This window comes from Pseudomonas sp. J452 (genome assembly GCF_024666525.1).
Classification (GTDB): domain Bacteria; phylum Pseudomonadota; class Gammaproteobacteria; order Pseudomonadales; family Pseudomonadaceae; genus Aquipseudomonas.
On the sequence record NZ_CP088294.1, the window covers coordinates 2,083,221 to 2,097,467 of the forward strand.

Below are 14,247 nucleotides of genomic sequence, written 5' to 3' on the forward strand. Positions count from 1 at the left end.
CAGGTGTCAGAGCAGGCCACTCAAACTGAGCAGCCACCAGGCCAAGATCAGCAGTTGCACCAGGAAGCCGGCGAAGCGCAGCCAGACGAACAACGCGCTGGTGCTGATCAGGTGCATTACCGACTGGAACAGCCGTGCGCCGAGCAACACGCAGGCCAGCGGGTCGGTCAGCGCGGTTTGCCCGCTGGCGATGGCATAGAGCAGCACGGCCGCCAGCAATGGCAGGTTTTCCACGCAGTTGGCATGGGCGCGCACCAGGCGTTGGCCGAATTCACTGGGCGTGTTGCTGCCGTCCGGGGCGAAGGCGTTGACCCGCATCCTGCCGCTCAGCACCAGCAGGCCGCGTTGGTTGATCAGCAGCAAGACCAGCAACAGAGACCAGGCCGCCAGGCCAAGCAGGGCAATCGCGCTGGGGGTTAGGGGAACAGGCATGCAGCACCTCGATATTGTTGTTAGAACCTGTTTACGATCTCCTGGCCGTCGGCCATACGGCGTTAAAAACAGCCTCGTCTGGCTCTAGTCCAAAAGATCGTAAACAGGTTCTTAGGAGTGGGGCTGCGCCAGCTTAGAGTTTTTAGAGCAATTGCTCTAGTTGATTTTACACAAACGATGCGCGGCCTTTACCCTGGCTTTACACGGGCTCTGGGAGACTGCCCGGAGTAACTTCGGAGACCCTGGCATGCGCCGTACCCCGCTTATCCTGGCCGATATCGGCATCCTTCTGCTGCTCGGCCTGACACCTTTGCTGCCGAGCCTGGTGCCGGCGGTCGAGCCGTCAGTGCGGCACGACTTCGACCGGGTCGGCGTGCACCAGCACCTCGGCGCGCGGAAATTCGCTGCGGATAGCACCCTCGACCCGCTCGCAGAGCCGGTGAACCTCTAACCGCCAGTTTCTGCCGATGCCACCGCCGCGGATGACTGGCCCCGGCGCTTCCATTGGCCGGGCGCGCGACCGGTCCAGCGGCTGAAGGCGCGGGAGAAGCTGGCCGCCTCGGCGTAGCCCAGACGCTGGGCGATGCTGTTGAGATCCAGGCGCGAGTCGCTGAGCAGGCGCTCGGCCAGGCGCTGCTTGATCTGCTCGTTGAGCTGCTGGAAGGCGTGGCCTTCGCTGGCCAGGCGGCGGTGCAGGGTGCGTTCGGACAGGCCCAGGCGCTGCGCCACCGCGCGGCCGCTGAGCAGGCTGGCCGAGTCGCGGATCAGCACCTGCTGCACCAGGCGCGCGGTGGGCGCCTTGACCAGGCTGTGGGAAATTTCCAGGCACAGGCGCTCGCACAGCTGCTCGCCCTCGCTGTGGGCGCTGATATGCGCCTGCGGCAGGCTGAATTGCAGGTCGGCGTGGGAAAACAGGATGCCGTTGCGCGTGGCGTCGAAGCGCACCGGGTAGGGGAAGTCGCGTTGCAGGGCGCTCAGGTCGGCCGGGGCGCCGCTGGTCATCTCCACCGCCAGGGGCGCGGCTGGTCGTTGCAGCAACTCGGCGGCCACGCCCAGGCAGGCGGCCAGGCCGCGTTCGATCACGAAGGCGCGGGCATCCTGGGGCAGCACGCTGGCGTCGAACAGCAGCCAGGTGCCCTGGCGATCCGCCTCGATCCGTGCCGGGCACAGGGTCAGGGCCAGCAACTGGAAGCGGCTGAAGGTGGCAAACGCCTCGCCGAGGGTGCGGCTGGCGAGCATGGTGAAACCCAGCAGGCCCAGCGAGGTGAGGTGGTAGCGCTGCCCGGCGACGAAGCCCAGGCCCGGGCGGCCGGCATGCTCGATCACATTGCGGATCACCGCCAGCTCCTGCCAGGCCTCGATCTGTGCATTGCGCTGCTGCAGCGCAGCATCGGCGATGGCGCTACCGATCAGGCAGGTGGCGGCTTCCACGCCTTCCGCCTGGGCGGTTTCCAGCAGGTAGCGCACGCCCGTCAGCGGGCGGTTCTGACGCCAATCCATGCGCTGTTTTCCTCGTTCGGGGCACTCTGGCGATGAATGCCGCTATGGCAGTAATTATCATTTTTTGGCAGTGATCATCATGGTCGAGCCTAGCACTCGCATCGCATCCTGTAAGCACTCCAACAACAACGAGTGCGCGCCATGAGCGAGTTCATCTACTGCCTGCCCAGCCATAACCGTGCCGCCAGCTACCAGCACATGCGCGTCACCCCGAGCACCGGGGCCATCGGCGCAGACGTCGAGGACCTCGATCTGACCCGCCTGAGCGACGCGGGCTTTGCCGAGCTGCGCCAGGCCCTGCTGGCGCACAAAGTCATCTTCATCCGCGACCAGGCTCTGAGCGTCAGCGACCTGGAGCGGGTTACCCAGCAGCTCGGCGAATTCGGCCGCGAGCCCTATGTGACCTGCATGGACGACCACCCCCATGTGGTGCATGTGGTCAAGGAGGCCAGCGAGAAGACGCCTTTCGTGTTTGGCGGCGCCTGGCACACCGACTGGACCTTCCAGGAGCGTCCGCCGGCATTCACCTTGCTCTATGGCCATGACATCCCGCCCTTCGGCGGCGATACCTGCTACGCCAACCTGGCGCTGGCCTATGAATGGCTGTCACCGGGGATGAAAAAGCTGCTGGAAAACCTCGACGCGGTGCACAGCCCGGAAATGGCCTATGGGGTCAACGCCAAGCACAACGCCCTGCTGGAAAACATGGCGATCCGCTACGGCAGCGACACCTCGGCGGAAACGCGCAGCCACCCGTTGGTGACCCGCCATCCGGAAACCGGGCAGCAGGTGCTGTTCATCAACCCGGCCTACACCACCGGCATCAAGGGCCTGCGCGCAGAAGAGGCGCGGCCGCTGCTGGATTACCTGTTCCAGCTGGCCACCACGGAGGCCTTCACCTGCCGCATGCGCTGGCGCCAGGGCACCCTGGCGATCTGGGACAACCGCAGCACCTGGCATATGCCGGTGGCCGACTACCACGGCATGCGCCGCGAAATGTTCCGCACCACCGTGGTCGGCGAGGTACCGAGCCGATGAACATGCACACGACCACCATCGATGTGCGCCTGCTGGCAGCAGCCAGCAGCCTGGCCAACGCCCGTGCCACGCGCCAGGCAGGGCCGCGGGTCAGCATGTGTTTTGCCTTGGCCAGCCTGGAAGAGGCTTATCAGGTGCAGGCCGCGGGTGTGCAGTACGCGCTGCGGGAGGGGCGTAGCCTGGCCGGGGCCAAGGCCGGGCTGACTTCGGCGGCGTTGCGGGCGGCGCTCAAGGTCGAAGAGCCGCTGTACGGTCGGTTGTTCAGCGATATGGCCTGTCGCTCGGGAGAAGTCATTGCCAGGCAGCGCCTGTTGCAACCGAAAGTTGAAGTCGAACTGGCGCTGCTGCTGCGCCGTGATCTGCCGGCTGGCGAGGTCAGCCAGGGGCAACTGCTGGCTTGTATCGCCGGGGTGGTGCCGGCGCTGGAAATCAACGATTCGGCGATCGCCGACTGGCAGCTGACCCTGCTCGATGCGGTGGCCGACAACCTGTCGTCCGGGCTCTATGTGCTGGGCGATCGGCTGACGCCATTGGCGCAACTGGATGGGCTGAATCTGCTCGCCAGTCTGCATAAGAATGGCCAGCCAGTGCTGGTCGACGGCACCATTGTGCTGGACGATATCCTAACCACCGCGCTGTGGTTGGCTCGCCAGTGTGCCCGGCTTGAACAGCCGCTGCGCGCCGGCGATGTACTGCTGACCGGGGCTCAGGCGCCTATTCTCGATATTGTTCGTGGCGACCAGGTGCGATTCCAGGTGGCAGGGCTTGGCGAGGTAACGTGCTCGTTCAGTTAATGAGGCTGCAGCAGAGGGCGCACAATGATCGTGATCACCGGAGCTTTTGCCGGCATCCTCGATGATTGGTTGGCCAGTCTCGGCCAGACCAACCGTGCGGCGGTGCCGCGCTCATCGAGCGCGTTGTCGCTGGAGCAATGGACGGCGCAGGTGCATGCGGCCATCGCGCAGTCTCCGGGGCCGGCGCGCGGCTTTGACATTGGCCGGCATGTACAGTTGCAACATGCTGGGCCGCTCGGTTATCTGCTGGTCAACACCCAGACCCTGGGCGAGTTTCTCGACACCTACCTGCTGCTGGAAAAGTGGTTCTACGGGCAGAGCTGGGCGCAGCTGAGCCGCGAACCACAGCAGGTCTCCATCGCCTGGGATGGCCGCTTCGGCCGGTACGATCGGGTGCTGGAGCAGTTGCATATCATGGCCTTGCTGACCGTGCTGTGCAGTGCCTGTCCAACGGTTGGGGCGCTGCTGCGGGTCGAGGTGACGAGTGCGGCCGAGGGCGAGGCGGCGGCCTATCGGGCCGCGTTCGGTTGCCCGGTGCAATTCAACCAGCCGGTGCTGCGTCTGGTGTTTGCCGCCGAGGCGTTGCAGGCGCCCATCGACCTGAGCCATGCCACGCTCAGCCCGGCCTGGCGCAGTCGTCAGCGTACCTTGCGCGAAGCCGTGCCCAGTGCCACCGAGCTGATCCGCGCGGTAGAGGACGCCATCCTGCACACGTTGCCGGCCGGTGCCCCGGTGGCGGCCGTGGCGGCACGTTTGCATCTGTCTCCGCGCACCCTGCAGCGCCGGCTGACGGAGTCCGGCTGCTCCTATCGGCAACTGCTGGAAGCAATACGCCAGCGCCACGCCCAGCACCTGTTGGATGACCCGAGTTTGAGCCTCAAGGAGGTCGCCTTCCTCCTCGGCTATGCCGAGCAGAGCGCGTTCAACCATGCCTTCCAGCGCTGGCACAACGCCGCGCCGCGGCAGCCCGCAGGTTAATTTGGCGCGAACTATCAATACCCGGGCGCCGCGTCTGGGTAGGGTATCCCTGCTTGTTTTACCCACGGGAGCCCCTGATGGATACCACGCTGTTGATTACCCTGTTCGCCTGGCTGGAGATGCTGGCGCCCAGCCAGTTGCTGATGCTGCTGGCCCTGCCGCTGACTCTGAGCCTGGCCTGTCTGGAGTGGTGGCACTTTCGCCACGGCGACCAGTACGACCTGCGGGATAGCCTGGCCAGCACCTTGCTGGGCGGCGCCTATGTGCTGATCGCCGAGGGCTTTATGGTGCTCGCCGTGGTGGTGCCGGTCTTCGACTGGGTCTACGGTTTCCGCCTGACCACGATGCCGATCAACGTCTGGTCGCTGCTGTTGCTGTTTATCCTGGTCGACTTCTGCTTCTACCTGTTTCACCTGTCGGCGCACCGCATCCGCATCTTCTGGGCGGTGCATGAGGTGCATCACGCCTCGGAGTACTTCAACTTCACCGTGGCCTTCCGCCAGAGCCTGATGTACGCGGTCACCGGGGTGTATGCGTTCTTCCTGCCGGCGGTGCTGCTCGGCTACCCGCCGGAGTGGGTGCTGACCCTGCTGGCGGCGAACATGACCCTGCAGATATTCGCGCACACCCAGTGGGTCGGGCGCCTGCCGGCGGCGATCGAGTGGCTGTTCAACACGCCCTCCAACCACCGTGTGCACCACGGCCGCAACCCGCGCTATATCGACCGCAACATGGGCGGCGTGTTGATGGTCTGGGATCACCTGTTCGGCACCTATGCCGCCGAAGACCCCAGCGAGCCGCCCGAATACGGTGTGGTGCGCCAGGTGCACAGCCATAACCTGCTGACCCTGACCTTCCGTGAGTTCGCCGCGATCTTCCGCGATGTGGCCCGCCCAGGCCCGCTGGGGCAGCGCCTGAAACACCTGTGGGGGCCGCCGGAGTGGCAGCGTGCGGATAGCCCTGTCGTAGTGCCTGCAGCAGGGAGCGCCAAGTCATGTCAATGCAGCTAGTGCTGCGTCTGTTTACGGCCGCCGAGCGTCTGGATGTGCAGGCGATTGCCACCTGCCTGCATGAGCGCTGCGTTTTCCACAATCAGCCCTTGCCGAAATGGACGGCTGCCCGTGGCCTGCCGGCGGTACGCCGCCAGTTACGCTCATTGTTGTGGCTGGTGCGCGAATACCAGGTGCTGGACATTCGCCAGGCTGCGTTCGTCGGCGATGCATTGGTCGTTGAGCGCTTCGAGCGCCTCAGGGTGTTTGGACGCAACATCGAGCTCGAGGTCATGGCGGTGTTTCGCTTTCGCGACGAGCGCATTGTGCTCTGGCAGGACTCCTTTTCTCTGCGAGCCTTGTTGCGCCAGTTGTTTTGGCCGCGCCGGGTATCGAGCAACTGAGGTGGGCTCCCGGAGTTGGCCCTGCCCAGCCTTGCCCGGCTTGGCATGCGCCAGCACCTCGGCATGTGGAGGTGCGCCGCAGATTCGCTCGCTCGACCAGTTCGCAGGCTGGGGGCGCTCCCGAGAGGGGACACGCAAATCGACAAAGCGGAGGCTTGCTACCGGCCAGTTTTCGCATGAGTGGGCTTGCGCGGAGTGGCAATTGAGGAGGCTATCGAACTCGCGTCCGTAAATGGCCGGAACAGTCAAATTACCAAACAACGCAATCAGTATTAAACAGTTGGTCGCACAACAAACTGGGTAACTTTCGCTGAATTTGGCGAGTTTCCCGGTCGGGCCGATTTTTGCCCAAAAACAAGAAGTATTACCGACAAGGTAAATAACCGGAGAGCCAGCGAAATTGAAAACAATCACACAACTTTTCTGTGCACTATCAATCGGCGCCATGGCGGCCAATGCCATGGCGGCCGTTAGCCCCGAAGAGGCTCAACGCTTAGGTGGCGACCTCACTCTGACCGGCGCAGAGAAAGCGGGCAATGCCGCTGGCACTATTCCCGCCTGGACTGGAGGGTTGTCAGTCAACGCCGGGAAAGTGGACGCCGCCGGCTTTCTGGAGGACCCGTTTGCCAGCGAGTCGTCCCTTTTCACCATCACCGCCAAGAACCTCGAGCAATACAAGGCTCACCTGTCCGAAGGACAGTTGGCCATGTTCAAGCGCTACCCAGACACCTATCGGATGCCGGTCTATACCAGCCATCGTAGCGCCGCGCTACCGGACAATATTTATACCGCCATTAAGACCAGCGCCTTGAATACCGGGCTTATTGAAAATGGTAGCGGTCTGACTAACTTCGCGGACAGTCGCTACTACGCGTTTCCGATACCGAAGACCGGCCTGGAAGTCGTCTGGAACCATATCACCCGCTATCACGGGCGCACGTTACGGCGGAATATCGTGCAGGTTACGCCGCAAGCTTCCGGCGATTACACGCTTATTCGCTTCGAAGATAAAGTCGCCTCCCCCGATGGGCTGAAGGATCTCAAGCAAGACCGCGCAGCCAATGCGCTGATTTTTTACACGCAACAGGTGACAGCCCCTGCGCGGTTGGCCGGCAACGTCATGTTGGTCCATGAGTCCATCGACCAGGTCACCCAGCCACGCATGGCCTGGCTGTACAACTCCGGACAGCGCCGCGTTCGGCGTGCCCCTCAAGTTTCCTATGATGGCCCGGGTACCGCGGCCGATGGCTTGGCGACAGTCGATAACTTCGACATGTATAACGGCGCCCCCGACCGCTATGACTGGAAGCTGGTCGGAAAGCGCGAGCTATACATTCCCTACAACAACTACAGGATCGATTCTCCGAGCCTGAAATACAGCGACATCGTGAAACCCGGCCATATCAATCAAGATCTTGCGCGCTATGAGCTGCATCGGGTCTGGGAAGTCGAGGCGATCCTGAAACCGGGTGAGCGGCACATCTACGCGAAGCGTCGGTTCTTCATCGATGAAGACTCGTGGCAGATCGCTGTTTCTGAGCAGTACGACACCCGTGGGCAGTTGTGGCGCGTTGGCCAGGCCATGCTGCTGCAGCATTACGCTGCACAGGTGCCGTTGTATGCGTTTGAGACCCTCAATGACCTGGTGTCTGGCCGCTACCTGGCCATCGGCATGAAGAACGAGGAGAAGCACGGGATTGAATTCGGTATCGATATATCGGCATCGGAATTCACCCCGGCAGCACTGAGAAATGCGGGTATTCGCTAGGTCTCGGCATCAGCTGCGGCCAGCTGTTGCACGGCCCGATCTCATACGCTCTGTCCGCCCCCCCAACCGAGGGGCGGAGCCCCGGCGTCAGTGCTGCATGACCTCGACCGGGTCGGGGTGCACCAGCACCTCGGCGCGCGGGAATTCGCTGCGGATCGCCCGCTCGACCAGCTCGCAGAGCCCGTGAGCCTCTAGCAGCGGCAGCTCGCCCGGCAGCTCCAGGTGCAGCTGGACGAACCAGTGCGTGCCGGAAACCCGCGTACGCAGGTCATGGGCGCCGAGTACGCCGGGCACGGCGCAGGCCAGGCTGTGCATGCGCTCGCTGACATCTGGCGCCAGCTCTTGGTCCATCAGCACCGCCACCGCCTCGCGCACGATGCTGATAGCACTCCAGAAGATGTACAAGGCGATAGCCAGGCCGAACAGTGCATCCAGCTGCTGCCAGCCGACAGCGGCCAGCAGCAGGGCCAGCAGGATGCTGCCGTTGAGCAGCAGGTCGGAACGGTAGTGCAGCGAGTCGGCGCGGATCGCCGTGGAGCCGGTGAGCTTGATCACATGGCCCTGGAACAGCAGCAGGCCGGCGGTCATGGCCAGCGACAGCAGCATCACGGCGATACCCAGGGCCGGTGCCCCGAGCGGTTGCGGATGCTGCAGGCGCTCGACGGCCTGGACGGCCACCAGCACCGCACTGGCGCCGATGAACAGCGCTTGGCCCAGGCCGGCCAGGGCTTCGGCCTTGCCGTGGCCATAGCGGTGATCGTCATCGGCCGGGCGCAGGGCGTAATGCACGGCGATCAGGTTGAGCAGCGAAGCGGCGCTGTCCAGCAGCGAATCGGTTAAACCGGCCAGCAGGCTGACCGAGCCGCTCAGCCACCAGGCCACGGCCTTGGCTGCTGTCAGCAGCAGGGCGGTGGCCAGCGCCGCGCCGCTGGCCAGGCGCAGCAGGCGGGCATACTGCGGGGCTGCCCTCATGGCAGTTCGGGCAGGGCGTAGATGTAGTCGAGTACCGGTGCCGGTTGGCCCATGGCGGTCAGCGCGGCGCTGATCTGGCCGCGGTGGTGGGTGCCGTGGTTGACCAGGTGCGGGATGATATCGGCCAGCGGGCGCATGTGCTGCTCGCCGGCCATGTTGCGGTAGGCGATCGGCGCCAGCAGGTCGGCATCCTCCAGCCCTTCGAGCAGGTCGCGCCAGCCGGCCACACCCATCTCCAGGTAGTTCTCCAGCGCGGCGCGCTCGCTGAGCACTTCGACATCCAGGCGCTCGAAGGGCTGCGCCTCGAAGCGTGCTCGCGCCAGCCACAGGCGGTCGGCCACGGCCAGGTGGTTGAGGGTGCCATGGATGCTGCCGAAGAACAGGCCGCAGGGCGCGCGGTACTGTTCTTCGCTGAGGCTCGCCAGTTGCCCGCACAGACGCATGTAAGCCCAGCCGTGGTAGGCCAGCAGACGCTGCAGGTGGTTGGCGAGTACGCGGTTCATCAGGCCTCCGTGCGCAGGCCGTAGGCAGCCAGCTGCTCGATATTGCCACTGTGCTGGATCAGGCGCGGATCGTCGAGGGGCAGCTCCTGGCCGGTTTCCCGCAGGATGATGGCCTTGAGCTTGGCCGGGTCGACCTGGCCGTCGGCACCGATGGCGTCCTGCAGCTGCTCGGGGGCGACCGAGTACTGGCCGGCCGGCAGGTAGATGGCGCCGGTGGCGAAGTCGATACCGAAGGCGATCAGCCCGGGGATCACATAGAACAGGATGCCGACGGCGTTCAGCCCGGCGACCACGGGGTCGATGCGCCCTTCGATCTGGCCGCGGCGGTCGGGGAAGAACAGTGTGCCGCAGGCGCTCAACTGGGTCAGCAGGGTGGCGGCCAGGATGCCGCCGATAACACAGGAACGCATGTGCATGAGCACCTCCATAAAATTCAGCCGGCACTATACCAAGGCCACTAGGGTCTGTTGCCGTTTCGTTCTCGGCCGCGACGGAGCCCGTTTTTGCGCGGGGCTAGGCGCGAGACGCGAGGTTTGGTCGTCCAAATGAGCCGTCGAGTAACGACGTCCCGCGCAAAAACGGGCCCGTCCCTGCGGGTTGCGCGCAAAATCGCGCCATGCGTTGTTGCGGGACTTGCCAAGGGAACGACCATTGCCTGCGTCCCACGCCTAGCCTGGCGCGATTTTGCGCAGCAACGCGGCTCGCGAACGAAACGGCAACAGACCCTAATGCAGGTGGATGGCTGAACTTCAGACCGTGCGCGAGCTGCCCGGTTCGGCCGCCTGCCAGCCTATAATCGCCGCCTTGTTCGCGGAGCCGCCATGACCCCCTTACCCATAGACGCCGTTTTGCCTGCCCTGCGCACTGCCCTGGCCGAGCGCCATGAGGCCGTGCTGGAAGCGCCGCCCGGCGCCGGCAAGACCACCCGCGTGCCGCTGGCCCTGCTCGACGAAGCCTGGCTGGGTGGACAGCGTATCCTCATGCTCGAACCGCGCCGGCTGGCCGCGCGTGCGGCTGCCGAGCGCCTGGCCAGCGAGCTGGGTGAGCAGGTCGGTGAAACGGTCGGCTACCGCATTCGCCTGGAGAGCAAGGTCGGCCCGCGCACGCGCATCGAGGTGGTCACCGAGGGCATTCTCGCCCGCCGTCTGCAGGACGACCCGGCGCTGGAGGGTGTCGGCCTGGTGATCTTCGATGAGTTCCACGAGCGCAGCCTGGATGCCGACCTGGCCCTGGCCCTGACGCTCAACGGCCGCGAGCTGTTGCGCGACGATCCGCCGCTGAAGGTCCTGCTGATGTCGGCGACCCTGGAAGGCGAGCGCCTGTCGCGCCTGCTCGACGATGCGCCGGTGGTGTCCAGCGAGGGGCGCATGCATCCGGTGGATATCCGCTGGGGCAGCCCGTTCCAGCCCGGCGAGTGGATCGAGCAGCGCGTCACCCAGACTGTGCTGCAGGCCCTGGCCGACGAGCCGGGCAGCCTGTTGCTGTTCCTCCCCGGCCAGGCCGAGATCCGCCGGGTGCACGAGCAACTGGCCGAGGCGCTGAGCGGGCGGGACGAGATCCTGCTCTGCCCGCTGCATGGCGAGCTGGACCTGAGCGCCCAGCGTGCGGCCATCGAAGCGGCGCCGGCCGGCAAGCGCAAGGTGGTGCTGGCGACCAATATCGCCGAGACCAGCCTGACCATCGACGGCGTGCGCGTGGTGGTGGATGCCGGCCTGGCGCGGGTGCCACGCTTCGATCCGGCCAGCGGCATGACCCGCCTGGACACCCAGCGTATTTCTCGCGCCAGTGCCACCCAGCGCGCCGGCCGGGCCGGCCGTCTCGAACCGGGGGTGTGCTACCGCCTGTGGTCGCAGGCCCAGCACGAGCAGCTGGCCGCTTACGGCACGGCGGAAATCCTCGCGGCCGACCTGGCCGGCCTGGCTTTGCAGTTGGCGCGCTGGGGTGTCGAACCCGGCGAGCTGGCTTTTCTCGATGCACCGCCGGCCGCGCCGTTCGCCCAGGCCCGCGAGCTGCTGCAGCGCCTCGGCGCGCTGGACGCACGCGGGGCGCTGACGGCCCACGGTCAGGCCATGGCCGAGCTGCCGGCGCACCCGCGCATCGCCCATCTGCTGTTGCGCGGCCAGGCCTTGGGCCTGGGTAACCTGGCGTGCGACCTGGCCGCGCTGCTCGGCGAGCGCGACATCCTGCGTGGCGCCGGGGCCGATCTGCACAGCCGGATCGCCCTGCTCAGCGGTGAGGACAAGGCTCAGCGCGGTGCCAAGGGTGGGGTGCAACGTGCGCGCCAGCTGGCCCGGCAGCTGCGTGGTTATTTGCGTGGTCCGGCCCGCGAGGCGGTGGCCGATGCCGGGCATCCGCGCTGGCTCGGCTGCCTGCTGGCGTTTGCCTATCCGGACCGGGTCGCCCGCCAGCGCCGTGCGGGTGGCGGCGACTACCGCCTGGCCAATGGCCGTGCGGCGCAGTTCGGCGAGCCGGATGCCTTGATGAAACACGAGTGGCTGGTGATCGCCGACCTCGGCAGTCGCCAGGGCCAGCGCGAGGAGCGTATCTATCTGGCCGCCGATCTCGACCCCACGCTGTTCGACGGCGTGCTGGCCGAGCAGGTCAGCCAGGTCGAGGAACTGGAGTGGGACGAGCGCGAAGGCGTGTTGCGCGCCGAGCGCCAGCGCAAGGTCGGCGCGCTGGTGCTTAGCAGTGAGGCCTTGAGTGGCCTGGATGACAGCGCACGGGCACGCGCTCTGCTCGGCCTGGTGCGGCGCAAGGGCCTGGAGTTGCTGCCCTGGACACCCGAGTTGCGCCAGTGGCAGGCGCGGGTGGCGCTGCTGCGCCGGTTGGATCTGCAGGACAAGGGCAGCAGCGCCTGGCCCGACCTCAGCGATGCGGCCTTGCTGGCCAGCCTGGAAGACTGGCTGCAGCCCTATCTGGGCAAGGTCAGCCGGCTCAGTCACTTCGCCAACCTGGAGCTGCCCGGCATCCTCGCCGGCCTGCTGCCCTGGCCGCTGCCGCAGCAGCTCGACGAGCTGGCGCCGCGCAGCCTGGCGGTGCCGTCCGGCTCACGTATCGGCATCGACTACAGCGAAGAACCGCCGGTGCTGGCGGTGCGCCTGCAGGAACTGTTCGGCCTGGCCGCCACGCCGCGTATCGCCGCTGGCCGCCTGGGGCTCAAGCTGCACCTGCTGTCGCCGGCGCGGCGCCCGGTGCAGGTGACCCAGGACCTGGCCAGCTTCTGGGCCAATACCTACCTGGAAGTGAAGAAGGATCTCAAGGGCCGTTATCCCAAGCTATTCCATAAGTTGGATCCTTGGGTTGAATCACTTAACAAAATCAATATTGACAAGTAGCGATTGAAAGCTGGCGCATAACATATAGGATTGACTGATTCATCAGGGGGGGCGAATGTCCTACACCAATCCGCGTCACGAAGGTCGTCTGATTCTCATCCCGAATTTGCGGGATCCCTTCGCCATCCTGCACGTCAGTGAAGCGCCTCGCGGCTCTATTGAGTCAGCGCTTGAGGGGGCTGAATCCAACCTGCTTTATAGATGCGATGAAGTCGGTTCAGGGAATGACCGTGACCTGTTCAATTTTCCATTTTTGTTTAGTGCCAATGGCGACCCTTGGCACGAAGCGAACGACTACTTGCTGAGCCTCATGCGTGATAGGGCCCCGGCAAGTCGACGCACTGATGACGTTCGGCGCCGTGCCAGCAAACTGCTTGATTACCTCTTGTTCTGTGAGGATAACAATCTGGATTGGCTCGACTTTTCCGGTGCCCGTCCTCCGCTTCGTCCGACCTACAAATACTTCTATCACCTGATTAACGAAGGTAGTCGCAGTAATCAGGTCATCAATCAATATACCGCTGCTGTCTTTCACTTTTATAAGTACGTTTCCGGGCATTGGCATAACCTCGACATAAAGCGTGTCGATACGATCAAGCAAGTGCGGTTTATCGTGCAGAGCCCAAAAGGCGCGAAAGTCATCGATGCTGAAAAGCGCAGCCAAACGCGGCGCACGCCGCCTACAAGCTCCGTGCCGTTGGGATTCGTGCGTGAAGATGGCGAGGATCTTCGACCGCTTTCCAATCTTGAGTTAGGCGCGCTTTGGGACACCATTTGCAACGAAGAAAAATGGTCAACGATTGAGCGGCTAATTCTACTCACTTCGCTGATGACTGGTGCGCGTAAGCAAAGCGTCTTGACCATCCGCTTGAAGCACTTGAAAGGGTTTATAAAGGACAAACTAGCGCCGGAAGGCGCCTATAAATTGCATGCTGGTCCGGGCACTGGCGTTGATACTAAGAATAACAAAGCGCAAACACTATATTTTCCTAAGCAGCTTGCGGAGGAGCTGATCACGCTCGCCAACAGCCCAATGATGAAGAAACGGCGGGAAAAGTTTCGTGCTCAGTTAGAGGCCAATCATCCCGGCTTATCTATGAGCGAGGAGGATATGTACTTGTTTCTCTCCGATCAGGGCAACTGTTATTACATGGCCGCAAATGACCCGCGCTATGCGATTGTAAAGTCGACGCAGACAGGCCAGGTCACGGAAACGATAAAACACAAGTTGATTAAAAAAGCCTCCCGCCCCTTCCCGAAAGACTTTTCATATCACTGGCTGCGAGCGACCTTTGCCTATCAGCTCTACCAACGCTTGCAGCCATTGGTTCAAGAAGGAATATTGAAGCCGGGTGAAGATGTTGGCTTTATTCAGAATCGCATGCACCACGAGTCCAGGGAAACGACTGAAAACTATCTAAAGCTATTTAAGATGACACACGAAAAGGTCATCGCCCAAGAGATGTGGGAGAGAAGGCTGTTCAACGGTGGTTACGAAGTACTGAAGTTTGAGGTGCAAGATGAATAGTCG

Annotated in this window: 13 protein-coding genes and 1 pseudogene; 8 read left to right on the forward strand and 6 right to left on the reverse strand. The window is 63.9% G+C overall.

All coding sequences use genetic code 11. From position 1 onward, the window contains the following. Positions 1 to 6: 6 nt before the first annotated feature. From LRS11_RS09350 to LRS11_RS09360, 3 genes and pseudogenes are all read right to left on the reverse strand, one after another. Positions 7 to 432, reverse strand: coding sequence for an MAPEG family protein (locus LRS11_RS09350; RefSeq protein WP_260496547.1), 426 nt, complete (start codon positions 430 to 432; stop codon positions 7 to 9). Between the two features lie 343 nt (positions 433 to 775). Beyond that, positions 776 to 880, reverse strand: a pseudogene (locus LRS11_RS09355) (cation transporter dimerization domain-containing protein); the annotation flags it as partial. After that, entirely contained in the window at positions 880 to 1,932 is a 1,053-nt protein-coding gene (locus LRS11_RS09360; protein WP_260496548.1) for an AraC family transcriptional regulator, read from the reverse strand. The pseudogene LRS11_RS09355 and the gene LRS11_RS09360, both read right to left, overlap by 1 nt. A gap of 141 nt (positions 1,933 to 2,073) precedes the next feature. On the opposite strand from LRS11_RS09360, the gene LRS11_RS09365 reads away from it, so the two are divergent. From LRS11_RS09365 to LRS11_RS09390, 6 genes are all read left to right on the forward strand, one after another. After that, positions 2,074 to 2,970: a TauD/TfdA family dioxygenase gene (locus LRS11_RS09365; protein WP_260496549.1), complete on the forward strand. Its 897-nt coding sequence runs from the start codon at positions 2,074 to 2,076 to the stop codon at positions 2,968 to 2,970. Further along, positions 2,967 to 3,764 carry a 2-keto-4-pentenoate hydratase gene (locus LRS11_RS09370; protein WP_260496550.1) on the forward strand — a complete coding sequence of 266 codons (798 nt, stop codon included), beginning with the start codon at positions 2,967 to 2,969 and terminating at the stop codon, positions 3,762 to 3,764. Before LRS11_RS09365 ends, LRS11_RS09370 begins: the two co-directional genes overlap by 4 nt. 24 nt (positions 3,765 to 3,788) lie before the next feature. Then, complete coding sequence (locus tag LRS11_RS09375) at positions 3,789 to 4,742, forward strand: AraC family transcriptional regulator (RefSeq protein WP_260496551.1); 954 nt, start codon at positions 3,789 to 3,791, stop codon at positions 4,740 to 4,742. A 77-nt stretch (positions 4,743 to 4,819) separates the two neighbouring features. After that, positions 4,820 to 5,752, forward strand: coding sequence for a sterol desaturase family protein (locus tag LRS11_RS09380; RefSeq protein ID WP_260496552.1), 933 nt, complete (start codon positions 4,820 to 4,822; stop codon positions 5,750 to 5,752). Then, the gene (locus LRS11_RS09385; RefSeq protein ID WP_260496553.1) at positions 5,737 to 6,135 is read left to right on the forward strand and encodes a nuclear transport factor 2 family protein; all 399 of its coding nucleotides are present in this window, start codon (positions 5,737 to 5,739) and stop codon (positions 6,133 to 6,135) included. Before LRS11_RS09380 ends, LRS11_RS09385 begins: the two co-directional genes overlap by 16 nt. A 445-nt stretch (positions 6,136 to 6,580) precedes the next feature. Then, positions 6,581 to 7,903: a DUF1329 domain-containing protein gene (locus LRS11_RS09390; RefSeq protein WP_260496554.1), complete on the forward strand. Its 1,323-nt coding sequence runs from the start codon at positions 6,581 to 6,583 to the stop codon at positions 7,901 to 7,903. Between the two features lie 87 nt (positions 7,904 to 7,990). On the opposite strand, the gene LRS11_RS09395 is transcribed toward LRS11_RS09390, so the two are convergent. The 3 genes from LRS11_RS09395 to LRS11_RS09405 are packed head-to-tail and all read right to left on the reverse strand — an operon-like array spanning position 7,991 to position 9,794. Further along, positions 7,991 to 8,875, reverse strand: coding sequence for a cation diffusion facilitator family transporter (locus tag LRS11_RS09395; protein WP_260496555.1), 885 nt, complete (start codon positions 8,873 to 8,875; stop codon positions 7,991 to 7,993). Then, complete coding sequence (locus tag LRS11_RS09400) at positions 8,872 to 9,378, reverse strand: DinB family protein (protein WP_260496556.1); 507 nt, start codon at positions 9,376 to 9,378, stop codon at positions 8,872 to 8,874. Before LRS11_RS09400 ends, LRS11_RS09395 begins: the two co-directional genes overlap by 4 nt. After that, a complete protein-coding gene (locus LRS11_RS09405) occupies positions 9,378 to 9,794 on the reverse strand; it encodes a polyribonucleotide nucleotidyltransferase (RefSeq protein ID WP_260496557.1) in 417 nt (138 codons plus the stop codon). Before LRS11_RS09405 ends, LRS11_RS09400 begins: the two co-directional genes overlap by 1 nt. A gap of 405 nt (positions 9,795 to 10,199) precedes the next feature. Here LRS11_RS09405 and hrpB point away from each other — a divergent pair, with 405 nt between their 5' ends. Together hrpB and LRS11_RS09415 are read left to right on the forward strand one after the other, a co-directional pair. Next, entirely contained in the window at positions 10,200 to 12,716 is a 2,517-nt protein-coding gene (gene hrpB / locus LRS11_RS09410) for an ATP-dependent helicase HrpB (RefSeq protein WP_260496558.1), read from the forward strand. A gap of 55 nt (positions 12,717 to 12,771) precedes the next feature. After that, positions 12,772 to 14,244, forward strand: coding sequence for a site-specific integrase (locus LRS11_RS09415; protein ID WP_248493701.1), 1,473 nt, complete (start codon positions 12,772 to 12,774; stop codon positions 14,242 to 14,244). Positions 14,245 to 14,247 lie beyond the last annotated feature (3 nt).